The organism is Mycolicibacter sinensis, assembly GCF_001667375.1.
In the GTDB taxonomy this organism is placed as follows: domain Bacteria; phylum Actinomycetota; class Actinomycetes; order Mycobacteriales; family Mycobacteriaceae; genus Mycobacterium; species Mycobacterium sinense_A.
On the sequence record NZ_LZIN01000019.1, the window covers coordinates 157,406 to 178,771 of the forward strand.

Genomic DNA, 21,366 nt, shown 5'->3' on the forward strand with positions numbered 1-21,366 from the left:
AAACAGGGTGCTTTCATGTCTGCTCGCCGGGGGGACGGTAGCGCGCGATCAGGGCCCGCATGGTGCGCATGGCCTGCACCGCGCGCTCCTTATCGGCGGACTGGATGGCCACCAGCGGAATGTATTCGTCGTCGGGCAGCTCCAGCCGGGCCCAGCGTTTGCCCGGCGGGAAGGACACGCCGCGCACGTGCGCCCACGGGATCAGCCGGTCGCCGAGCGCGTTGCGCACCGACACCCCGGACGCGCCCGCCCGTACCCGGGCGCGCGCGAACAGCAGCAGCGACCCGGCCACGATGATGCCCAGCGCCACGACGGCCACCCGGTCGTAGGTGCGAAAGATCACCCCGCTGGAGCGGATCGTCAGCAGAAAGCTCACCACGACGTGGATCGCGACGATCAGGACCGCGGCGCTCCATAAGCCGATCCGCATGAGCCGCGGACGCACCTGCAGATCCCACTGCTGGGACCCGGACGGGCCCGTCACAGCGCGGCGCGAAGGTCGCGCAGGGTCAGTGCCGTGCTCAGCGCGGCGGCGGCCGCCTGGGCGCCCTTGTCCTCGGCCGAACCGGGCAGCCCGGCGCGATCCAGCGCCTGCTGCTCGTCGTTGACGGTGAGCACCCCGTTGGCCACCGGTGTCGCCGCGTCCAGTGACACCCGGGTCAGACCCTGGGTCACCGCGTCGCACACATAGTCGAAATGCGGTGTGCCGCCGCGGATCACCACACCGAGCGCGACGACCGCGTCGTGGTTGCGGGCCACCTCCTGGGCCACTACCGGAATCTCGATCGCCCCGAGCACTCGAACCACCGTGGGTTGGGCGACGCCGGCATCGGCGGCCACCTGGCGGGCACCGGCCAGCAGGGCGTCACAGATCCGGGTGTGCCAGGTGCTGGCCACGATCGCCAAGCGCACACCCGAGGCCTCAAGCGCCGGCATGTCCGGCACCCCGACGCCGCTCACTGGCGCTGCTCCTCAGCCTCGCTGCGTCCCCCTCGCCGCTGCGCGGCTGGGGGCGCCCCCACGGCATCGTCGACAGCGCGGCTCACAGCGCCCCGCCGAATTCGCCGGGCAGGTGCGAAGCATCGTCGAAGTCCTCCAGCCCGGTCAGCTCGTGGCCCATCCGGTCCCGCTTGGTCATCAGGTAGCGGATGTTCTCGGCGTTGGCCCGCACCGGCAGCGGCACCCGCTCGATGATGTGCAGCCCGTAGCCGTCCAGCCCGACCCGCTTGGCCGGATTGTTGGTCAGCAGGCGCATCGAACGCACCCCGAGATCCACCAAGATCTGCGCACCGATGCCGTAGTCGCGCGCGTCGGCCGGCAACCCCAGCTTGAGGTTGGCGTCGACGGTGTCGTCGCCGGCATCCTGCAGCTGGTAGGCCTGCAGCTTGTGCAGCAGCCCGATGCCGCGGCCCTCGTGCCCACGCATGTAGAGCACCACTCCGCGGCCCTCGTGGGCCACCATCGCCAGCGCCGCATCCAGCTGTGGCCCGCAGTCGCAGCGCCGCGAACCGAAGACGTCGCCGGTCAGGCACTCGGAGTGCACCCGGACCAGCACGTCATCGCCGTCATTGTGCGGCCCGGCGATCTCGCCGCGGACCAGCGCGACATGCTCGACGTCCTCGTAGATGCTGGTGTAGCCGACGGCACGGAACTCGCCGTGCCGGGTCGGGATGCGGGCTTCGGCGACCCGCTCGATGTGCTTCTCGTGCTTGCGGCGCCACTCGATCATGTCGGCGATGGAGATCAGCGCCAGGCCGTGTTCGTCGGCGAAGATCCGCAGCTCGTCGGTCTGGGCCATCGCGCCCTCGTCCTTCTGGCTGACGATCTCGCAGATCGCGCCGGCCGGCTGCAGGCCGGCCATCCGAGCCAGGTCGACCGCGGCCTCGGTGTGACCCGGCCGGCGCAGCACGCCGCCGTCCTTGGCGCGCAACGGCACCACGTGCCCGGGCCGGGTGAATTCGTCGGCAGCGCTGCCTGGATCGGCCAGCAGCCGCATCGTCGTCGCCCGGTCCGAAGCCGAAATCCCGGTCCCCACATTGTTCTTGGCGTCGACGGTGACGGTGTAGGCGGTGCCGTGCTTGTCCTGGTTCACCGCATACATCGGCAGCAGGCCCAGCCGGTCACAGATCGCGCCGTCCAGCGGCACGCACAGATACCCGGAGGTGTAGCGCACCATGAACGCCACCAATTCGGGGGTGGCCTTCTCGGCGGCGAAGATCAGATCGCCTTCGTTCTCCCGGTCCTCGTCGTCGATGACGACGACGGCTTTACCGGCGGCAATGTCGGCAACCGCCCGCTCGACGGTGTCCAACTTCGTCATCTATGCCACCTTGGGTTCGCCTCCGGGCCGCCCGATCGGCGCAACCCGCCCATCCAGTATGAACCACCCCGGGGCCATGATTTGCCGCCCGACTCATCCAGCGGGATTTGTCACCAGCCGCTCGACATACTTGGCGATGACGTCCACCTCGAGATTGACCGGCGTGCCGACCGGAGCGCGGCCCAGCGTGGTCAGCGCCAGTGTGGTCGGGATCAACGACACCTCGAAGAAGTGGTCCGGGTCACACCCCAGTCCGGCGACGGTCAGTGAGATGCCGTCGACGGTGATCGAGCCCTTCTCCACCACGTAGCGGGCCAGCGACTTCGGCAGCGAAATCCGCACCACCTCCCAGTGCGGTGCGGGTGTGCGGGCCAGCACGCGCCCGGTGCCGTCGACGTGACCCTGCACGATGTGCCCGCCCAGACGGCTGCCCAGCGCGGCCGCGCGTTCGAGGTTCACCGGTCCCCCGACCTGCACCGAGCCCAGGCTGGAGCGATCCAGCGTCTCGCGCATCACGTCGGCGGAGAACCGGCCGCCGGGCAGCACCTCCACCACCGTCAGGCACACCCCGTTGACGGCGATCGAATCACCGTGGCGGGCGTCGGAGACGACGGTGGGGCCGTGGATGACCAGGCGCGCGGCGTCGGTCAACTCGTCGCGGCTGACCAGCTCGCCCAGTTCCTCGACGATTCCGGTGAACATCACATCAGGCTAGCGACGATCGCAAGCGCGACGGAGTCGGGCGCTGCGGGTCGTCGCCATCGGTTATGTCCACGCTGGACCGCCGGGACGGACCGGCCTCTATACGATGTCCCCCATGCGCAGACTTCTGATCGCTCTGGCCACCGCCACGACCGCCGCCGCCCTGTTCGCCGGCTGCTCGAGCAAGGACTCCGGCGCCCCGTTGCCGGACGCGGCGACCCTGGTCAAGGAATCCGCCAGCACCACCGCGGACCTCAAGAGCGCGCACCTGGCACTGTCGGTGACCGGCCAAATCAAGAACCTTCCGGTCAAGACCCTCGAGGGTGACCTGACCAACGAGCCGACCACCGCGGCCAAGGGCAGCGCGACGATCACCATGCTCGGCAGCGACGTCGACGCCAAGTTCATCGTCATCGACGGCGACCTGTACGCGGCGATCACCGGTGACGACTACGACAACTACGGCGCCGCCGAGAAGATCTACGACGTCGCCGCCATCCTGAGCCCGGACAAGGGATTGGCCAACATGCTGGCCAACCTCAAGGAGCCGAAATCGCAAGGGCGCGAAACCATCAACGGCCAGAAGACGATCCGGGTCACCGGCGATGCGCCGGCCGACGCGGTGAACGCGCTGGCACCGCAGCTCAAGGCCACCGCGTCGACGCCGGCCACGGTCTGGATTCAAGAAGACGGTGACCACCAGCTGGTTCAGGCCAAGCTTGACCCCAGCGCGGGCAACTCGATCCAGATGACGTTGTCGAACTGGAACTCCCCGGTCACCGTTGAGAAGCCGGCAGGAGCGTGATGCGGGTCAATCGCCGACTCGCGATCAGCGCAGGTAGCCTCGCGGTCCTGCTCGGGGCGCTCGACACCTATGTCGTGGTCACGATCATGCGCGACATCATGGCGCCGCAACCGGCCGGTGTCGGGATCCCGATCAACAAGATCCAGCAGCTCACCCCGATCATCACCTGCTACCTACTCGGCTACATCGCCGCGATGCCGCTGCTGGGCCGGGCCTCCGACCGGTTCGGCCGCAAGCTGCTGCTGCAGGTCAGCCTGACCACGTTCGCCATCGGCTCGGTGGTGACCGCGTTGTCGATGGATCTGTCGATGCTGGTGGTGGGCCGCACCATTCAGGGCATCGCCAGTGGCGCCCTGCTGCCGGTGACCCTGGCGCTGGGCGCCGACCTGTGGGCGCAGCGCAATCGGGCCGGAGTCCTCGGCGGGATCGGCGCGGCCCAGGAGCTGGGCAGCGTGCTCGGCCCGCTGTACGGCATCTTCATCGTCTGGGCGCTGCGCGACTGGCGCGACGTGTTCTGGATCAACGTGCCTCTGACCGCGATCGCGATGGTGATGATCCACTTCAGCCTGCCGTCGCGGGCCGACTCCGCCGACGACGGGACTCCGCCCGAACGCGTCGACGTCGTCGGCGGGCTGCTGCTGGCGGTCGCGCTGGGCCTGGCCGTCATCGGCCTCTACAACCCCGAACCCAACGCCAAGCAGGCGCTGCCGGACTGGGGGCTGCCGGTGCTGGGAGCCGCGCTGGTGGCCATCGTGCTGTTCGCGGTCTGGGAGCGCTTCGCCCGCACCAAGCTGATCGACCCGACCGGCGCCCGGTTCGGGCCGTTTTTGGCGGCGTTGGGCGCCTCGGTGTGTGCCGGCGCGGCACTGATGGTGACGCTGGTCGATGTCGAGCTCTTCGGGCAGGGCGTGCTGGGGATGACCCAGAACGAGGCCGCCGGGCTGCTGCTGCGCTTCTTGGCCGCGCTGCCGGTGGGCGCCCTGGTGGGCGGCTGGATCGCGACCCGGGCCGGCGACCGGGGGGTGACCTTCGTGGGCCTGCTGCTCGCGGCCGGCGGCTACTGGCTGATCTCGAAGTGGCCGGTCGATCTGCTGGCTTACCGGCACGATTTCTTCGGGTTGTTCTCGCTGCCGGCCCTGGACACCGACCAGATGCTGGCCGGCTTCGGGCTGGGACTGGTGATCGGCCCGCTGACGTCGGCGGTGATGCGGGTGGTGCCGCCCCGCGAGCACGGCATCGCCGCGGCCGGTGTGGTGGTCGCCCGGATGACCGGGATGCTGGTCGGGATGGCCGCTCTGTCGGCGTGGGGGCTGTATCGGTTCAACCAGATTCTGGCCGGGATACCCAAGGTTCCCGGGGGCAGCCTGGCCGAGAAGATGGCGGCGACGGCGCACAACTCGAAGTTGGCGTTCGCGATGATGTACGGCGAGATCTTCGGGATCACCGCAATCGTCTGCGTGGTCGGCGCCGTACTCGGGCTGTTCATCGGCAGCAACAAGGATTCCGTCGAGGATCCGGAGGCCTCTGCCGCGGGCGTGCGTGTCCCCGAGCGCCACGCCGGTTAAAAGCCCGGGATTACGCACGCTCAGCACAGTCAGTTCAGTGCGGCACCAGGCTCAGCAGCAGATCCGGGCCGATCGGCTCCACCGTGTCGAATCGCCACCGCAGTGCCCGGGCGATGCTGGGCACCCCGACATCGTCGACGGCGGTGATCGGCCCGCCCAGCAGGATCGGCGCCACATAGGCCAGGATGCGATCGATCGCCCCGGCCCGCAGGAACGCTCCCGCCAGTGTTGGACCGCCTTCCAGCAGCACATCGGTGCGGTCCGACAGCGCCCGCAGCACCTCGGCCGGATCGTGGGTGCGGATCACCATGGTGCGCGAGTCGTCATTGAGCACCTGCGCGTCCGCCGAGATCTCGCGCTGCCCCACCACCACCCGCAGCGGCTGCCGGTCGGCCAGGGTGCCGTCGGGCAGCCGGGCGGTCAGCGTCGGGTCGTCGATGAGCACGGTGCCGGTGCCCACCACGATGGCGTCGGCGGCCGCCCGGCGGCGGTGCAGATCGGCCCGGGCGGCCTCGCTGGTGATCCATTGACTGGATCCGTCGGCGGCCGCGCTGCGCCCGTCAATACTGGTGGCGTACTTCCAGGTGACGTGCGGTAGGCCGGTGCGCTGCTTGTGCAGCCACTCCCGCAGCGGCCCGGCGATCACCGCGTCGGCCTGCACGCCGGCGAGCACCTCGACTCCCGCCGCGGCCAGGCGCGCCGCCCCGCCCGCCGCTTCGGGGTTGGGGTCGTCGACGGCGTAAGCCACCTTCGCGACACCGGCGGCCAGTAGCGCGTCCACGCATGGCGGGGTTCGGCCGTGGTGATTGCAGGGCTCCAGCGTGACCACCACCGTGCCGCCGGCGGCCAGCGCACCGGCGCGGCGCAGCGCCACCACCTCGGCGTGGGCCTCGCCGGTCGGTCCGGTGCCGCCGACGCCGACTACCCGCCCGTCGCGGTCCAGGACGACGGGGGCCACCGGGGGGTTGGGGTAGGTCCTGCCCTTGACCCGCTGCCCCTGCTCGATGGCGAGCAGCATCGCGGCGTCGTGGCCGGCGGCGTCTGTCGCGGCCGGGGCGGTGCTCATGCCGCTGCGCTCATGCGCGCAGATGCGGCGACGCGGCACGGGCTTGGCGGCGCAACGATTCCACCGCGGCGGCCGGGTCCTCGGCGCTGTAGACGGCCGAGCCGGCGACGAAGCAGTCGACGCCGGCCTCAGCGGCCTGTTCGACGGTGTCGGCGTTGATGCCGCCGTCGATCTCCACCAGGATGCTCAGCTCCCCGGCGTCGACGAGATTGCGCACCGTGCGCACCTTGCCCAGCACCTCCGGGATGAAGGACTGTCCGCCGAATCCCGGTTCCACCGACATCACCAGCAGGGTGTCGAAGTTCGGCAGGATCTCCAGGTAGGGCTCCAGCGGCGTACCCGGTTTGATGCTCAGCCCGGCTTTGGCGCCGGCGGCCCGGATGTCGCGGGCCACCGCGATCGGGCTGTCGGTGGCCTCGGCGTGGAAGGTGACGTTGTGGGCGCCCGCCTCGGCATAAGGCGGCGCCCAGCGGCCCGGGTTCTCGATCATCAGGTGGCAGTCCATCGGGATGTCGGTGGCTTTGAGCAGGCTTTCCACCACCGGTAGGCCCAGCGTCAGGTTGGGCACGAAGTGGGCGTCCATCACGTCGACGTGCAACCAGTCCGCCCCCTTGACGGCGGCGGCCTCCTCGGCGAGCCGGGCGAAGTCCGCCGACAGGATCGACGGGGCGATCATGGGTCGTGGCATGGGCTCAGATTACTTGTAGCGCCGCTGCGAACATGGCGTCGGTGCCGTGCCGGTGCGGCCACAGCTGCACGTGCCGGCCATCTCCGAGCGCATCGACCGGCGCGAACAGTTCTCGAGTGTCCAACGCCCGCATCGGATGCCGGCGCAGCGCATCGGCCACCACCCCGACCGTTTCGGCCAGGTGCGGCGAGCACGTCGCATACATCACCACGCCCCCGGGCCGGGTCAGTCCGATCGCCGCGGTCAGCAACTCACGCTGCAGTTTCGTCAGCACCGGGACATCGGCGGGCAGTCTGCGCCACCGGGCTTCGGGCCTGCGCCGCAGGGCGCCGAGACCGGTGCAGGGCACGTCGACCAGCACCCGGTCAAAGCCGGGTTGCAGACCCGAGTCGCGGCCGTCGGCGGTCAGCACCTGCACGTCCAGGCCGCGGGTGTTCTCGGCGACCAGGGCGGCACGCTGGGGCGACTGCTCCACCGCGGTCACCCGGGCCCCGGCCTGCGCCCCGAGCGCGGCCAGCAGCGCGGTCTTGCCGCCCGGGCCGGCACACAGGTCCAGCCACCGCCCGCTGTCACCGTCCACCGGGGCCAGCGCGCACGCGCGGGCCACCAATTGGCTGCCCTCGTCCTGGACCAGGGCGTGGCCGTCGCGCACCGGTTGCAGCCGACCGGGGTCGCCGCCGGGCAGGTACACCGCGTACGGCGAGTACCGGCCAGGAGTGCCGTCCACCGCGGCAGCCAGTTCGGCAGCGGTCAGCACGCCGGGACGGGCGGCCAGATGCACCTGGGGACGCTCGTCGTCGGCGGCCAGCAGCGCGTCGAGTTCGCCGGCGGCCGATCCCAACGCGTCGGCGAAGGCCTGCGCGATCCAGCGCGGGTGCGCGTGGGTGAACGCCGCGTGGCCGATCGGGTCGGCGGCCGGGTCCGGTGCGAGCTCCGCGGTCCAGGACGCTTCGTCGCGGGTGCTGATGGTGCGCAGCACGCCGTTGACGAAACCTGCTCGGGCCGAGTCGAATTCGATGGCCGCCTGCTCGACCGTGGTGGACACCGCGGCGTGCGCGTCGACCCGGGTGCGCAGTAGCTGGTAGCTGCCCAGCCGCAGCAGGTCCAGCAGCACCGGGTTGATCGCATCGGGCGAGCGCTGCGCCGCCGCTCCGATGATCGCGTCGAGCAGTCCGCGGACCCGACAGGTTCCGTAGGTCAGTTCGGTGGCGAAAGCCGCGTCGCGGCCGGTGATCCCGCGCTCGGACAGCAACGCCGGCAGCGCCAGGTTGGCATAGGCGTCACGTTGCGAGACCGCCCGCAGCACGTCGAATGCGGCACGACGGGCCGGATCCAGCGGTTTGCGACGCGGTTGGCGCGGCCCGCTTTGCGGCCGCCGGCGCGACGGTCCGGTCATGACGCCCGCAAACCCGGGTCTAGCCGGGCGCCGCGCGCCCAGTCGGCAGCGTTCATGGGCTTCTTTCCGGGCGGCTGGATCTGCCCCAAACGCACCGGCACCGATCCGGTGCCGATCCAGACGCTGCGCCGGTCGACGTGAATGTTCCCGGCCGCCAAGTCTTGTGGACCGTCGTCGGTGACGGCCACCGGGCCGAGCTTGACACGCAGGTCACCGATCACCGTCCAGGCCCCCGGCGCCGGGGTGACGGCACGGATGCGGCGCTCGATCACGGGAGCGGGCAGATCCCAGCGCACCCGCGCGTCGTCGACGCTGATCTTCGGGGCGTAGCTGACCCCGTCGCGCGACTGCGGCACCGCCTTCAGCGCGCCGTCGGCGATCCCGTCGAGGGTGGCCGCCAGCAGTTCGGCGCCCGCGACCGCCAACCGTTCCAGCAGCTGCCCGGCGGTGTCGTCGGGCCGGATCGTCTCGGTCAGCACCCCGTACACCGGCCCCGAATCGAGTTCCGGCTCGATCTCAAACGTCGTCGCGCCGGTCACCTCGTCGCCGGCGGCGATGGCCGCCTGCACCGGGCCGGCGCCCCGCCAGGCCGGCAGCAGCGAGAAGTGCAGGTTGACCCAGCCGTGCTGCGGTACCGCCAACAATCCGTCGCGCAGCAGCGCCCCGTAGGCGACGACCGGGCAGCACTCCGGTGCGAGCTCGGCCAGCTCGGCGACGAACTCGGCCGAGTTCGGCTGGTGCGGCCGCAGCACCGGGATGTCGTGGTCCAGGGCGCGTTGCGCCACCGGAGACGGCTGCAGGTGCCCGCGCCGGCCGGAGGCCGCGTCGGGCCGGGTCAGTACCGCGACCACCTCGTGGCGGGGCGAGTCGATCAGCCGTTGCAACGATGGCAACGCGGTGTCCGGAGTGCCGGCGAAGACGATGCGCACCGGCACAGTTTAAGGAAGCCGCGGGACGGCCCCGAGTACCAACGACCCTTTCGCCGGCTTCGGAGTCGCGCCATCATGGAAGGCGGGGTAGCGATCGGAGGTCACCTTGTCTGCCGTGATGGTGGAAGCCCAGACCGTCCGGGATGCGGTCGAGGCAGCCTGCCGTGCCCCGTCGCTACACAACATCCAGCCGTGGCGGTGGGTGTTCGACGGCGCTGCGCTGCAGTTGTTCCTCGACCCGCACCGGGTGTTGCCGACCGACCGGGCCGGGCGTGAGGCGATCATCGGTTGCGGCGCGGCGCTGGGCCACCTTCGGGTGGCGCTGTGCGCAGCGGGCCTGCGCGCCGACATCGAGCGGTTTCCCAATCCCAACGACCCCAACCATCTTGCGTCGATCCGATTCGCCCGGCTCGATCACGTCACCGAGGGACACCGCCGCCGGGCCGCAGCGATCCGGGAACGCCGCAGTGACCGCTTGCCTTTGCAGTCTCCCGCAAACTGGGAACTGTTCGAACCGGTGCTGCGTGACCGCCTCGATCAGCACGCCGTGCACCTGGATGTCCTGCCGGAGGACGCCCGGCCCCGCCTGGTGCAGGCCTCACAGCTCGCCGAGTCGTTACGGCTCTACGATTCCACCTACCACGCCGAATTGCGCCGGTGGACAGTTCCTTTCGCGGAATCGGCGGGTATCCCCTACAGCGCGTTGGCCTCAGCGGCCGAAGGTGACCGGGTCGATATCGGCCGAGCGTTTCCGCCCGCCCGCCACCCTGAGCAACGTGTCCGGATCCTCCAGGATCAGGCGGTGATCGTGGTGCTGTCCACCGATACCGACTCCCGCGCCGCGGCGTTGGCGACCGGTGAAGCACTCTCGGTGGTTCTGCTGGAGGCCACGATGGCCGGTCTGGCCACCTGCCCGCTGACCCACCTCACCGAGGTTCAGGTCGCCAGGGAGATCGTCGAGACGCTGGTGGGCGGCGACGGCGTACCGCAGATCCTGATCCGGATCGGGCACGCTCCGGCGGGCGAGGAACCACCGCGCCTCACCTCGCGGCGCCCGCTCGACGACGTCCTGCAGATGCCGGGCGGATAACCACCCTCAGCCGATATGCAGCGGGTCCAGTTGTACCCGCACCGGATGATGCGACCCGCGGGCGCTGAGCACCCCGACGCCGTGGCGCAGCGCCGCGGCCAGTGCCAGGCCGTGATCGCGGCCGACCCGGGCCAGCATCCGGATCACCGGCAGCTCGGCCGGGACGCCAGCCGGGCGCCGCACCCCCGGCGGTAGCGGCACCGGGCCGAGCACGTCGGCGCCGTCGGGTAGTCGCGCCTGCTCCAGCAGCGCGGCCACCGAATCCGGGTCGCCGTCGAGGGCCGCGATGTGCACCGCCGGTGGCAACCCGACTTCGGTGCGGGTGGCCAGCTCGGCGTCGGCGTGGCCGACCGGATCCCACCGGATGAGGGCCTGCACGGTCGGAATCGACGATTCCGCGACCACCGTCACCACCCCGCCGGACTCCCGGTCGCGCACCAGGGCGGCGGCCGCCATCCAGCGCCGCAAGGTGTCCTCGGCGGCCCGCAGGTCCTGGCGGCCCAGCAGCGCCCAGCTGTCCAGCAGCAGTGCTGACCCGTACCCCTGCGGAGCGCGTGGCTCGGCGCCGGGCGTGGCGATCACCAGGGCGGGGCCGTCGCCCGTGCGATCGACGATGGTGTCCCCGGCGGACGTGATGACCGCCGTACCCGGGAAAGCCCGGCCGAGTTCTTCGGCGGTGCGCCGGGCCCCGACGACCACCGCCCGCACCGTATCCGATCCGCAGCGCGCGCACCGTAGCGCCGGCTCGGCCCGGCCGCACCAACGACAGCCGGCGGCGCCACCGCGTTCGGGCAGCGCCAGCGGACCGGTGCAGTGCCGGCATCGGGCGATGGCGCGGCAGCGCCCGCACGCCAGCGACGGCACATACCCACGCCGCGGCACCTGCACCAGCACCGGCGCACCGGCGGCCAGCGCACTGCGCGCGCTCTGCAGCGCCACCGAGGGCAGCCGGGCGGTGCGCGCCGCGGCGTCACGCTCTTCGGCGTATCCGGTGTCATCGAGGGCCACCACCCGCGGCGCCGCCGCCCGCAGCACCGTCCGCGACGCCACCACGTCATGCGCCCAGCCGGCGCGGACCAGCGCGTGCGCCTCGGCGGTGCGCGCGTAGCCGCCGATCAGTGCGGCGCAACCCGACAGGTGCGCCCGCAGCATCGCCACCTCGCGGGCGTGCGGGTAGGGCGCCCGCGGCTCGGCGAGGTTGTCATCGCCGTCGTCGAAGACCATGACCAGTCCCAGGTCGGCAAGCGGGGCGAACACCGCACTGCGGGTGCCGATCACCAGGCGGGCCCCGCCGCGTAGCACCGACAGCCAGCGCCGGTAGCGGGTGGCCGGCCCCAGACCCGCCGACAGCGCGACGACCGCGGACTCGTCGATCCGCGCCGTTGCGGCGCTCCACACTGCGTCGATGTCTCGCTGGTCGGGAACGATCGCCAAGGCCGTGCGCCCCGCGCGAATGGTCTGTGCGGCGGCCTCCGAAATCCGGTCTACCCAGGAATCGCCGGGCAGTACCTGCCACACCGCCCGCGCGGCCCGGCCTTCGCCGAGCGCCGCCAAAAGCGGCCCGCCCGCCCGGTAGCGCTGCCAGCCCGCCGGATCGACCGGTGCGGGCAGCGGTGCCTCGGCCGGTGTCACCGTCTCGCGTTCCACCCGGGCGTGCCGCGGCGGTACCGCCAGCCGCAGCACGTCGGCCCGGGTCCCGGCGTAGCGGGCGGCCACCGCCTCCACCAGCCGGCGGACCTCGGCGGTGAGCACCGGTTCGCTGGAGATCACCCGCTCGAGCCGGCCCAGCCGGCCGGCATGGTCGGTATCGGCACGGCGCTCCCAGATGAAGGCGTCGACCAGCCGGCCGTGAAAGCGCACCCGTACCCGTGCGCCGGGCCGAGCGTCCTCGGACTGCTCGGGGGTGACCAGGTAGTCGAACTCGCGGTCCAGGTGCGGCACCGAGAGCATCGGCAGCACCCGGGCTATGGGTTCGGGTTCATGCGGCGGTCCCAGCGTCGGCTCTCCTTCGTCGAGCCTCGCTGAACCGCCGGGTTCGACGCTCACCACGCAGGTCTAGCAGACTCCGCCGACCGCGGCAGCCGCCGGATCACAACCGGGGCGGTCTGTGGATCGACGACCGCGCCGTCGGCGGCGCTGAATTAGCTTGCTGCGGTATGCCCGACGAGCGCGGCGCCCATGCGGAGGCGGCACGAGCCCGCGAGGTGTTACTCCGGTCCCGGCAGCAGTCCGCGGCGCGCACCGATCAGCTGCTGTCCGCGACGCTGCGTGATGCGGTGGCGCACGCCCGCGACGGCCGTCGGCGCCTGGACGCCATCGGCGCCGAGATCCGGGAGGCGTTGAGCGATCAGCCGGCATTGGACACCGCGGCCGGCGCCCGCCAATTCCAGCTGTTTCTGGCCGCCAAGACCCGAGACATCCGCCGGGTGGTCGCCGCCGCCGCCGCCGACGACCGGGCCCGCACGGCGCTGCTGGGGCAGCTGGCTGCCGGCTACCACGGCGTCCCGGCCGGCGTTCGCGATCGGGTCAACCGGCAGCTGCTCGCCGACGACATCGACCGGGTGGAGAACGCCACCGAGACGATCAGCGCCGCGGACATGATCCGCTACTACAACGCCCTACGGGTTCGGGACGGCCTGCGGGCCAACGGGGGTGACGGCCCGGTGCTGCTGATCACCTACGACCCGGCGGCGTTCGGTGGCCGGGGACGGGCCGCCATCGCGATCGGTGATCCCGACACCGCCGACAACACCACGGTGCTGGTGCCGGGGGCACACAGCAGCGTCCGCGACGGCTACCTGTCGCATCCGGACGGGGTGAACGTCTACCGCGAGGTCGTCCGCGCCGATCCGGCGCGATCGAATTCGGTCATCGTGTGGATGGGCTACCGCGCTCCGGACAGCTTTTTCGATCCCGCGGTGGCACAACCGAATTCCGCAAGATCCGGCGGCAGCCTGCTGGCTGCGGAGGTCAGCGCCCTGCGGGCCGCACACCGCGGGGCCACGCATATCACGGTGATCGGGCATTCCTACGGCTCGACGGCGGTGGCTGATGCCGCGGCCGGCTTCGGGATGCGGGCCGACGACGTGGTGCTCGTCGGTTCGCCGGGAACCGACCTGGCGCACAGCGCCAAGGACTTTCACCTGCCCGCGACGGGGCACGTCTATGTCGGGGCGGCCTCCTCGGACCCGATCACCGCATTCGCCGGTGAGCCGCAACTACCGGTGCCCGGCACCGCGGCGACGGTCGGGCTCGGCCGCGATCCGGCCGGCGACGGCTACGGATCTACCCGGTTCAAGGCCGAGACCCCGGGCCCGTCCTGGCCGATGGCCGGCCACAGCTCCTACTTCGCACCGGGCACCGAGTCGCTGTTCAGCATCGGCGACATCGCCTCCGGCCACGGCGATGCGCTGGCGCGCGACCACATGACCGCACCGCATCGCCGTCGGCTTCCGGCATTCGACCCCGAACGGATACGTTTAGGCACCGGTGGTCACCGGCATTGAGTGCCAGCAGATTTCAGCCGGCGGGTGCGCCGGCATCGGAGCGGCCGAAGAAGAAGCCGGCGGTGATGAGCAGTTGCGCCGCTGCGTACGTCCACCAGATCGGCACCGCAAGCACCTCGTTGCCCAATACGAACCGGCTGATCGCGATCATGGCGTCCGACACGGCGAAGAACACCGCGCCCACCGCGGTCCATCGGGTGGGCAGCTTCGCCAGCAAAGCCGCGCACACCATGGCGCCGAGCACCACGACGTAGACGGTCACCGGAACCGTCATACCGTCGCGGGCCAGGCCGGGCCAGAACCACACCAGCAGCGCCAGGCAACTCACGCCGGTCAGTGCCACCCCGATGAGCCTGCCCCGGGAAACCACTGCCAGCGGAATCAGTGCCCCCAGAAAACACAAGTGCGCCAACAGGAATGCTGTCAGTCCGGCGACGAAGGACGGCTCCCACCACGGGATCGCCAGCAGCCAGTCACCGGCGGCCGACAGGATCAGTGCGGGGATCAGCCAGCGCGCCTCGCGCAGGATCGGGTGCGCGACCGCGGCGACGGCCAGCAGCACCGCCATCGACGCCTTGAACGCCGGCTGGCCCACCCAGTGCCCGGTCAACTCCTCCCCCGGCGCCGACCGCAACGCCAGCACGGTCAGAAAGATGCCGTAACCCACACCAGCCCAACCGGCCGCAGCCCAGGCGGTGGGGACCAGGCGCGTTGCGTACGGTGGTCTGATGTCACTCACCGACGATGACTCCGCTATCGACCCCATAGTGCTGAAGGTACTGGACGTCGTCCCCTTCCGACTGACACTTGCCGACGGCGTCGAGGCGGCGCGCCGCCAGATGCGTGACCTGCCACGCCGGCCGGTCTACCCCGACCTGCCCAGCGAGGACCGCGTCATCGACGGCCCCGGCGGGGACCTGCCGGTGCGCATCTACCGGCCACCGAGTGCGGCCAACGGCCCCGCCGCCGTGGTGGTGTTCTTCCACGGCGGCGGTTTCGTCGCCGGCGACCTCGACACCCACGACGGCACCGCCCGCCAGCATGCGGTCGACGCCGATGCGGTGGTGGTGTCGGTGGACTACCGGTTGGCCCCCGAGCATCCGTTCCCGGCCGCCGTGCAGGATGCGCTGGCGGCCACCGAGTGGGTGGCGGGGCATGCCGCCGAGCTCGGCGTCGACCCGGCCCGGCTGGCGGTGGCCGGGGATTCGGCGGGCGGCAACCTGGCCGCGGTGGTGTCTCAGCTGGCCCGCGATGCCGGCGGGCCGGCCATCTGCTTTCAGCTGCTGTGGTATCCGGCCACCACCTACGACATCACGTTGCCGTCGTTCAGCGAGAACGCTGATGCGCCGATCATCGACCGGGACGCGATCGCCGCGTTGACCCTGGCCTATGCCGCCGGCGTCGACCTGAGCGATCCGCCGCCGACGCTGGCCCCCGCACGTGCGGCGAACCTGGCCGGCCTGCCGCCGGCGTACATCGCCGTGGCCGGCCATGACCCGCTACGCGACGACGGCCTCCGCTACGGCGAACTGCTGTCCGCGGCCGGGGTGCCGGTTCAGGTGCACAACGCCACCACGCTGGTGCACGGTTACCTGGGCTACGCCGGGGTGATCCCGGCGGCCACCGAGGCCACCGACCGCGGCCTGGCGGCGCTGAAAACGGCCCTGCACGGTTGATCCGATGCGGCTGAACCAGGTCACCGTCGGCTCGACCGACATCGACCGGTCGGAGCGGTTCTACCGGCTGCTGGGTCTGCGGCTGATCGTCAAGACCGACGACTACCTGCGCTTCGAATGTCCCGCCGGGGGCAGCACCTTTTCGGTGGAACGGGTCAGCGCCATCCCGGCCGGCGAGCAGGTGACGGTCTACTTCGAAACCGACGACCTCGACGGCCAATACCAGCGCCTACGGGGCTTGGCCGAATTCAGCCAGCCGCCGACGGATATGCCCTGGCTGTGGCGCGAGGCCAGGCTGCGTGATCCCGACGGCCATCCGCTGTGCCTGTTTCACGCCGGGGAGACCCGCCGTAACCCGCCGTGGCGGCTCGACCCGCCGGATTCGCGCTAACGCGCCACCGGCGCGCTGATCGACGCGCTACCGTCGACCGGTATCGCCCGACGAGGAGCCGCCGTGACCGACAACCCCGACCACGAGGTCCTGATCGTCGGCGCCGGCTTCTCCGGCATCGGTGCCGCGATCGGCCTCGACCGAGCCGGCATGACCGACTATCTGATCATCGAGGCCGGCGACGGCGTCGGCGGGACCTGGCACTGGAACACCTATCCAGGTATCGCCGTGGACATTCCGTCCTTCTCGTATCAGTTCTCCTTCGAGCAGAGCACCGAGTGGTCGCGCACCTACGCGCCGGGCCGGGAGTTGAAGAACTACGCCGAGCACTGCGTCGACAAGTACGGGCTGCGTTCCCGGATCCGGTTCGCCACCAAGGTGCTTGCGGCCGAGTTCGATGATCGGGCCGATCTGTGGCGGGTGCAGCTAGATGCGGCCGGCGGAGTGCTCACGGCGCGGTTTCTGATCAACGCCAGCGGCGTGCTCACCACACCGAAGCTGCCCGAGATCGACGGTGTCGACACGTTCGGCGGGGTGACCATCCACACCGCGCGCTGGGACCACTCGCAAAACCTAACCGGCAAGCGCGTCGCGGTGATCGGCACCGGGGCGTCGGCGGTGCAGGTGATACCCGAGATCGCGCCGAAAGTCGCGCAGCTCACCGTTTTTCAGCGCACCCCGATCTGGTGTTTCCCGAAGCTGGACCTGCCACTGCCGGCGCCGGTCCGCTGGTCAATGCGGTTGCCCGGCGGCAAGGCACTGCAGCGGCTGACCAGCCAGGCCTACGTCGAGGCGACGTTTCCGATCGCGGCGCAGTACTTCACGGTGTTTCCACTGGCCAAACGCATGGAGTCCGCCGGTCGGGCCTACCTGCGCCGGCAGGTGCGCGATCCGGTGGTGCGTGCGCAGCTCACCCCGCGCTACGCGGTGGGCTGCAAGCGGCCCGGCTTCCACAACACCTACCTGTCGACGTTCAACCGCGACAACGTCCACCTTGTGGTCGATCCCATCGCGCGGATCACCCCCACCGGCGTCGTCACCGCCGACGGGACCGCACACGACGTCGACGTCCTCATCCTGGCCACCGGGTTCAAGGTGATGGACAGCGACAACATCCCCACGTTCGCGGTCACCGGCGCCGGCGGCCAGTCGCTGAGCCGGTTCTGGGACGAACACCGCCTGCAGGCCTACGAGGGCGTCAGCATCCCCGGATTCCCCAACCTGTTCAGCATTTTCGGGCCGTACGGCTACGTCGGGTCGTCGTATTTCGCGCTGGTCGAGGCGCAGACCCATCACATTGTGCGCTGCCTGACCCGCGCCCGGCGGCGCAGCGCCACCCGGGTGGAGATCTCCGAGGCGGCCAACGCCCGCTACTTCGACGAGATGATGAGCAAACGGCACCGGCAGGTGTTCTGGCAGGACAGCTGCCGGCTGGCCAACAGCTATTACTTCGACAAGAACGGCGACGTCCCGCTGCGGCCCACCACCACGGTGGAGGCCTACTGGCGCAGCCGGCGCTTCGATCTCGACGACTACCGGTTCACCGCCTGATTTTTTACGGCGCGAGCAGACACAAAAGCCCCCAAATCCGGTCGGAAACGGGGGCCTATGCGTCTGCTCGGCGAAGCTAAATGGCGCGCTTGAGGTCGTCGACCTTGTCCAGCTGCTCCCACGGCAGTTCGATGTCGGTGCGACCGAAGTGGCCGTACGCGGCGGTCGGTGCGTAGATCGGGCGCAGCAGGTCCAGGTCGCGCACGATAGCGCCCGGGCGCAGGTCGAAGACCTCGGGCACGATCTTCTCGATCTTGACCGGGTCGACGGTGGCGGTGCCGAAGGTCTCGATGAACAGACCGACCGGGGCGGCCTTGCCGATCGCGTAGGCCACCTGCACCTCGACGCGCTGCGCCAAGCCGGCGGCGACGATGTTCTTGGCCACCCAGCGCATCGCGTACGCGGCCGAGCGGTCCACCTTCGACGGGTCCTTGCCGGAGAAGGCGCCGCCGCCATGCCGTGCCCAGCCGCCGTAGGTGTCGACGATGATCTTGCGGCCGGTCAAACCGGCGTCACCCATCGGGCCGCCGACGACGAACTTGCCGGTCGGGTTGATCAGGATGCGGGTCGAGGAGGAGTCCAGGGTCTCGTGGGCGAGTTCGGCCAGCACCGTGGAGATCACGTGTTCGCGCAGATCGGGGTCCAGCGTTTTCACCAGGTCGATGCCGTCGGCGTGCTGGGTGGAGATCACCACGGTGTCCAGCCGGGTCGGGACGTCGTCCTCGTACTCGATGGTGACCTGGGTCTTGCCGTCCGGGCGCAGATAGTCCAGCGTGCCGTTCTTGCGCACCTCGGTCAGCTTCCGCGACAGCCGGTGGGCCAGCGCGATCGGCAGCGGCATCAGCTCCGGGGTGTCGGCGATGGCGTAGCCGAACATCAGGCCCTGGTCGCCGGCGCCCTGGGAGTCCAGCGGATCGGCCGCCCCCTCGACGCGGGCCTCGTGGGCGGTGTCGACGCCCTGGGCGATGTCGGGCGACTGCGCCCCGATCCCGATGTTGACCCCGCAGGTCTCACCGTCGAAGCCCTTGTCCGAGGAGTCGTAGCCGATGTCGAGGATGCGCTTGCGCACTGTGTTGGTGATGTCGGCGAAGGCCTCCCGGGCGCTGGTCGTCACCTCGCCGACCACATGTACCTGCCCGGTGGTGACCAGGGTTTCCACTGCGACCCGCGAACGGGGGTCATCGGCGAGCAGTGCGTCGAGCACCGAGTCGCTGATGGCGTCACAGATCTTGTCGGGGTGTCCCTCGGTCACCGACTCACTGGTGAACAGCCGACCCTTTTCGCTCACAATGTCACCCTTCCGTGCGTCTCCGCACTATCAAAAAAGTTAGGCCGGGAAAATATATCGCCTGCATCTCGAGCGCTGCCCCCGCCTGCGTCACAACCCCCCGGCTCGCTACCGTAGCAGCGTCCTCATCGGCCCCGCCCCTGCAGGAACGCCGCGATCGCATCCACGATCCGACTGGCCATCAGCGTCTTGGAGCCGGGCTCCAGCGCGGACTCGGTTCCATCGGCGGCCAGAAGCCAGCCGTCGTTGTGGTCCACCTCGAAGGCCCGGCCGTCGCCGACGGCGTTGACCACCAGCAGATCGCATCCTTTGCGCTGGAGTTTCGCCCGGGCGTGGAACAGCACGTCGCCGTTCTCATCCCCGGTCTCGGCGGCGAAACCGACGATGGCGGCCAGGTTGGGCAGCTGCCCGTCGTCACGCGCCCGGACCGCGCCGGCCAGCACGTCGTCGTTGCGGACCAGATCGATCGTGGGCGGCCGGTCGTCCTCCCCCGGCCCCTTCTTGATCTTGGACTGCGCCATCCGGGCCGGGCGGAAGTCGGCGACGGCGGCGGCCATCACCAGCACCTGCGCCTCGGGGGCGTGTTTGGTGACCGCGTCCTGCAGCTGTGGGGCCGAGCTGACGCGCACCACGTGGACTCCGGCCGGATCGATCAACCCGGCGGTGTGGGCGGCGATCAAAGTGACCTCGGCGCCGCGCTGGGCGGCTACCCGGGCCACCGCGTAGCCCTGCTTGCCCGAGCTGCGATTGCCGATGAAGCGGACCGGGTCGATCGGTTCCCGGGTGCCGCCCGCGGTCACCAGCACCTTGTGGCCGGCCATGTCGTAGGGCAGCGCGTCCGCGCGCTCGAGCAGCAGCGAGGCGAAGGTGTTGATCTCCTCGGCCTCCGGCAGCCGGCCGGGCCCGGTGTCGGCGCCGGTCAAGCGTCCCGACGCGGGCTCGAGAACCACCGCGCCGCGGTCCCGCAGGGTCGCGACGTTGGCGACGGTGGCCGGATGCTGCCACATCTCGGTGTGCATCGCCGGCGCGAACAGCACCGGGCAGCGGGCGGTGAGCAAGGTGGCGGTGAGCAGGTCGTCGGCCCGCCCGGCGACCGCGCGGGCCAGCAGGTCGGCGGTGGCCGGCGCCACCACCACCAGGTCGGCCTGCTGGCCGATGGCGACGTGCGGAACATGCGGAACGTCATCGAACACGCCGGTGTGCACCGGCTGGCCCGAGAGCGCTTCGAAGGTGGCGGCCCCGACGAACCGCAGCGCGGATTCGGTCGGCACGACCTGCACCGAATGGCCGGCCTCAGCCAGCTGGCGGACCACCGTGCACGCCTTGTAGGCGGCGATACCGCCGGAGACGCCGACGACGATCCGCTTGGCAGTCACGGGTACCGGCCCCGAACCTCTGCTACTCGCCTTCGGTGTACTCGAGCAGGTCGCCGTGGATCTCACGCAGTGCGATCGACAGCGGCTTCTCCTGCAGGCCGGGCTCGACCAGCGGCCCGACGTATTCGAGGATGCCCTCGCCGAGCTGGTTGTAGTAGTCGTTGATCTGGCGCGCCCGCTTGGCCGCGTAGATCACCAGGGCGTACTTGCTGGACGCCCGCTGCAGCAACTCGTCGATGGGCGGATTGGTGATGCCCAGCGGCGTGTCGTAGCCGCCGATCAATGCCGGGTCGAAGTCATCGGCGTCGGTCACCGCGGCCGCGTCGGTCTGCGAAGTACTCACTTAAGACAATCTCCTGAAGCTGTTTTGGCTGGGTTGATCACGCCTGAGGCGGTGGTCCAGTCGATCAGACCGCGTCCGATGCGGATTCCACCAGCAAGGATACCAATTCTGAGCAGGCGGTTTCCAATCGACTGTTGACCACGACCGCGTCGAAGTCCCCCTGCGCCGCCAGCTCGGTGCGCGCGGTGGCCAGTCGACGTTCCATGACCTCCGCGGATTCGGTGCCTCGCCCGACCAGCCTGGCCTGCAGCGTCTCCCAGTCCGGCGGCGCCAAAAACACCGTGACGGCCTCCGGCAGGGCCTTCTTGATGGCCCGGGCGCCGGCCAGGTCGACCTCGATCAGCACGGGTCGGCCCGCCCTGGTCGCCTCCGCGACCGGAGCCGCTGGGGTTCCCGATCGCTGCAGGCCGCCGTGGATGTCGGCCCACTCCAGCAGTGCGTCGGCCTCGATCAGCCGGTCGAACTCCTCTGGCGTCACGAACCGGTAGTCGACGCCGTCGACCTCTCCGGGCCGCGGCGCCCGGGTGGTAGCCGACACGCTGAAATACAGGCCCGGTACCCGCTCGCGCAGGCACCGGACCAGACTCGACTTACCGACCGCGGATGGACCGGACAGCACCACCACGCGTCCCGCGTGCCGGCTGTCCGGTCCTCCACCGGCATTCACTGACAGG

Annotated in this window: 21 protein-coding genes; 7 read left to right on the plus strand and 14 right to left on the minus strand. The window is 70.6% G+C overall.

The window, feature by feature from the left end; all coding sequences use genetic code 11:
• Positions 1-13: 13 nt before the first annotated feature.
• From A5771_RS04050 to A5771_RS04065, 4 genes are all read right to left on the minus strand, one after another.
• Positions 14-484 carry a PH domain-containing protein gene (locus A5771_RS04050; protein ID WP_064853903.1) on the minus strand — a complete coding sequence of 157 codons (471 nt, stop codon included), beginning with the start codon at positions 482-484 and terminating at the stop codon, positions 14-16.
• Entirely contained in the window at positions 481-936 is a 456-nt protein-coding gene (ribH, locus tag A5771_RS04055) for a 6,7-dimethyl-8-ribityllumazine synthase (RefSeq protein ID WP_064853961.1), read from the minus strand. The genes A5771_RS04050 and ribH overlap by 4 nt, the downstream gene beginning before the upstream one ends.
• Before the next feature lie 106 nt (positions 937-1,042).
• The gene (locus tag A5771_RS04060) at positions 1,043-2,320 is read right to left on the minus strand and encodes a bifunctional 3,4-dihydroxy-2-butanone-4-phosphate synthase/GTP cyclohydrolase II (protein WP_064853904.1); all 1,278 of its coding nucleotides are present in this window, start codon (positions 2,318-2,320) and stop codon (positions 1,043-1,045) included.
• 93 nt (positions 2,321-2,413) lie between these two features.
• On the minus strand, positions 2,414-3,022 hold the full coding sequence (locus tag A5771_RS04065; protein WP_064853905.1) for a riboflavin synthase: 609 nt from the start codon (positions 3,020-3,022) through the stop codon (positions 2,414-2,416).
• 106 nt (positions 3,023-3,128) lie between these two features.
• Here A5771_RS04065 and A5771_RS04070 point away from each other — a divergent pair, with 106 nt between their 5' ends.
• Both A5771_RS04070 and A5771_RS04075 read left to right on the plus strand, forming a co-directional pair.
• Positions 3,129-3,827, plus strand: a complete 699-nt coding sequence (locus A5771_RS04070; RefSeq protein WP_064853906.1) for an LppX_LprAFG lipoprotein — start codon at positions 3,129-3,131, stop codon at positions 3,825-3,827.
• Positions 3,827-5,392: an MFS transporter gene (locus A5771_RS04075; RefSeq protein WP_064853907.1), complete on the plus strand. Its 1,566-nt coding sequence runs from the start codon at positions 3,827-3,829 to the stop codon at positions 5,390-5,392. Before A5771_RS04070 ends, A5771_RS04075 begins: the two co-directional genes overlap by 1 nt.
• 34 nt (positions 5,393-5,426) lie before the next feature.
• Here A5771_RS04075 and ribD read toward each other — a convergent pair whose 3' ends face one another.
• The 4 genes from ribD to fmt are packed head-to-tail and all read right to left on the minus strand — an operon-like array spanning position 5,427 to position 9,471.
• On the minus strand, positions 5,427-6,458 hold the full coding sequence (gene ribD / locus A5771_RS04080; protein WP_064853908.1) for a bifunctional diaminohydroxyphosphoribosylaminopyrimidine deaminase/5-amino-6-(5-phosphoribosylamino)uracil reductase RibD: 1,032 nt from the start codon (positions 6,456-6,458) through the stop codon (positions 5,427-5,429).
• Between the two features lie 10 nt (positions 6,459-6,468).
• Positions 6,469-7,146 (minus strand): ribulose-phosphate 3-epimerase, encoded by a 678-nt coding sequence (gene rpe / locus A5771_RS04085; RefSeq protein WP_207545383.1) that lies wholly within the window; start codon positions 7,144-7,146, stop codon positions 6,469-6,471.
• A 4-nt stretch (positions 7,147-7,150) separates the two neighbouring features.
• On the minus strand, positions 7,151-8,542 hold the full coding sequence (locus tag A5771_RS04090) for an RsmB/NOP family class I SAM-dependent RNA methyltransferase (protein ID WP_064853910.1): 1,392 nt from the start codon (positions 8,540-8,542) through the stop codon (positions 7,151-7,153).
• The gene (gene fmt / locus A5771_RS04095; protein ID WP_064853962.1) at positions 8,539-9,471 is read right to left on the minus strand and encodes a methionyl-tRNA formyltransferase; all 933 of its coding nucleotides are present in this window, start codon (positions 9,469-9,471) and stop codon (positions 8,539-8,541) included. The genes A5771_RS04090 and fmt overlap by 4 nt, the downstream gene beginning before the upstream one ends.
• Positions 9,472-9,577: 106 nt before the next feature.
• Between fmt and A5771_RS04100 the strand changes: the two genes are divergently transcribed.
• The gene (locus tag A5771_RS04100) at positions 9,578-10,561 is read left to right on the plus strand and encodes an Acg family FMN-binding oxidoreductase (RefSeq protein WP_428844382.1); all 984 of its coding nucleotides are present in this window, start codon (positions 9,578-9,580) and stop codon (positions 10,559-10,561) included.
• A gap of 6 nt (positions 10,562-10,567) precedes the next feature.
• Here the strand turns inward: A5771_RS04100 and A5771_RS04105 are convergent, their stop codons facing one another.
• Complete coding sequence (locus A5771_RS04105; RefSeq protein WP_064853963.1) at positions 10,568-12,511, minus strand: primosomal protein N'; 1,944 nt, start codon at positions 12,509-12,511, stop codon at positions 10,568-10,570.
• Positions 12,512-12,717: 206 nt separating this feature from the next.
• Here A5771_RS04105 and A5771_RS04110 point away from each other — a divergent pair, with 206 nt between their 5' ends.
• Positions 12,718-14,067: a DUF4226 domain-containing protein gene (locus A5771_RS04110; RefSeq protein ID WP_064853912.1), complete on the plus strand. Its 1,350-nt coding sequence runs from the start codon at positions 12,718-12,720 to the stop codon at positions 14,065-14,067.
• A gap of 13 nt (positions 14,068-14,080) precedes the next feature.
• Here the strand turns inward: A5771_RS04110 and A5771_RS04115 are convergent, their stop codons facing one another.
• On the minus strand, positions 14,081-14,797 hold the full coding sequence (locus A5771_RS04115) for a lysoplasmalogenase (RefSeq protein WP_234782939.1): 717 nt from the start codon (positions 14,795-14,797) through the stop codon (positions 14,081-14,083).
• On the opposite strand from A5771_RS04115, the gene A5771_RS04120 reads away from it, so the two are divergent.
• The 3 genes from A5771_RS04120 (at position 14,796) to A5771_RS04130 (ending at position 17,685) form a co-directional block, all read left to right on the plus strand.
• Positions 14,796-15,743 (plus strand): alpha/beta hydrolase, encoded by a 948-nt coding sequence (locus tag A5771_RS04120; protein WP_064853913.1) that lies wholly within the window; start codon positions 14,796-14,798, stop codon positions 15,741-15,743. The genes A5771_RS04115 and A5771_RS04120 overlap by 2 nt on opposite strands.
• A 4-nt stretch (positions 15,744-15,747) precedes the next feature.
• The gene (locus tag A5771_RS04125) at positions 15,748-16,134 is read left to right on the plus strand and encodes a VOC family protein (protein ID WP_064853914.1); all 387 of its coding nucleotides are present in this window, start codon (positions 15,748-15,750) and stop codon (positions 16,132-16,134) included.
• A gap of 63 nt (positions 16,135-16,197) precedes the next feature.
• Positions 16,198-17,685, plus strand: a complete 1,488-nt coding sequence (locus A5771_RS04130) for a flavin-containing monooxygenase (RefSeq protein ID WP_064853915.1) — start codon at positions 16,198-16,200, stop codon at positions 17,683-17,685.
• Between the two features lie 76 nt (positions 17,686-17,761).
• Here the strand turns inward: A5771_RS04130 and metK are convergent, their stop codons facing one another.
• The 4 genes from metK to gmk form a co-directional block, all read right to left on the minus strand.
• A complete protein-coding gene (gene metK / locus A5771_RS04135; protein WP_064853916.1) occupies positions 17,762-18,973 on the minus strand; it encodes a methionine adenosyltransferase in 1,212 nt (403 codons plus the stop codon).
• Between the two features lie 125 nt (positions 18,974-19,098).
• Complete coding sequence (coaBC, locus tag A5771_RS04140) at positions 19,099-20,349, minus strand: bifunctional phosphopantothenoylcysteine decarboxylase/phosphopantothenate--cysteine ligase CoaBC (RefSeq protein ID WP_064853917.1); 1,251 nt, start codon at positions 20,347-20,349, stop codon at positions 19,099-19,101.
• Between the two features lie 22 nt (positions 20,350-20,371).
• The gene (rpoZ, locus tag A5771_RS04145; RefSeq protein WP_064853918.1) at positions 20,372-20,692 is read right to left on the minus strand and encodes a DNA-directed RNA polymerase subunit omega; all 321 of its coding nucleotides are present in this window, start codon (positions 20,690-20,692) and stop codon (positions 20,372-20,374) included.
• 64 nt (positions 20,693-20,756) lie between these two features.
• Positions 20,757-21,359: a guanylate kinase gene (gene gmk / locus A5771_RS04150; RefSeq protein WP_064853919.1), complete on the minus strand. Its 603-nt coding sequence runs from the start codon at positions 21,357-21,359 to the stop codon at positions 20,757-20,759.
• Positions 21,360-21,366: the final 7 nt, after the last annotated feature.

Bases quoted from the DNA above. Each gene is read 5' to 3' on its own strand.
- ribH (WP_064853961.1), bottom strand. From the start codon at position 936: ATGCCGGCGCTTGAGGCCTCGGGTGTGCGCTTGGCGATCGTGGCCAGC.
- A5771_RS04060 (WP_064853904.1), bottom strand. From the start codon at position 2,320: ATGACGAAGTTGGACACCGTCGAGCGGGCGGTTGCCGACATTGCCGCC.
- A5771_RS04065 (WP_064853905.1), bottom strand. From the start codon at position 3,022: ATGTTCACCGGAATCGTCGAGGAACTGGGCGAGCTGGTCAGCCGCGAC.
- A5771_RS04070 (WP_064853906.1), top strand. From the start codon at position 3,129: ATGTCCCCCATGCGCAGACTTCTGATCGCTCTGGCCACCGCCACGACC.
- A5771_RS04075 (WP_064853907.1), top strand. From the start codon at position 3,827: ATGCGGGTCAATCGCCGACTCGCGATCAGCGCAGGTAGCCTCGCGGTC.
- ribD (WP_064853908.1), bottom strand. From the start codon at position 6,458: ATGAGCACCGCCCCGGCCGCGACAGACGCCGCCGGCCACGACGCCGCG.
- rpe (WP_207545383.1), bottom strand. From the start codon at position 7,146: ATGCCACGACCCATGATCGCCCCGTCGATCCTGTCGGCGGACTTCGCC.
- A5771_RS04090 (WP_064853910.1), bottom strand. From the start codon at position 8,542: ATGACCGGACCGTCGCGCCGGCGGCCGCAAAGCGGGCCGCGCCAACCG.
- A5771_RS04105 (WP_064853963.1), bottom strand. From the start codon at position 12,511: ATGCTCTCGGTGCCGCACCTGGACCGCGAGTTCGACTACCTGGTCACC.
- A5771_RS04110 (WP_064853912.1), top strand. From the start codon at position 12,718: ATGCCCGACGAGCGCGGCGCCCATGCGGAGGCGGCACGAGCCCGCGAG.
- A5771_RS04120 (WP_064853913.1), top strand. From the start codon at position 14,796: ATGTCACTCACCGACGATGACTCCGCTATCGACCCCATAGTGCTGAAG.
- A5771_RS04125 (WP_064853914.1), top strand. From the start codon at position 15,748: ATGCGGCTGAACCAGGTCACCGTCGGCTCGACCGACATCGACCGGTCG.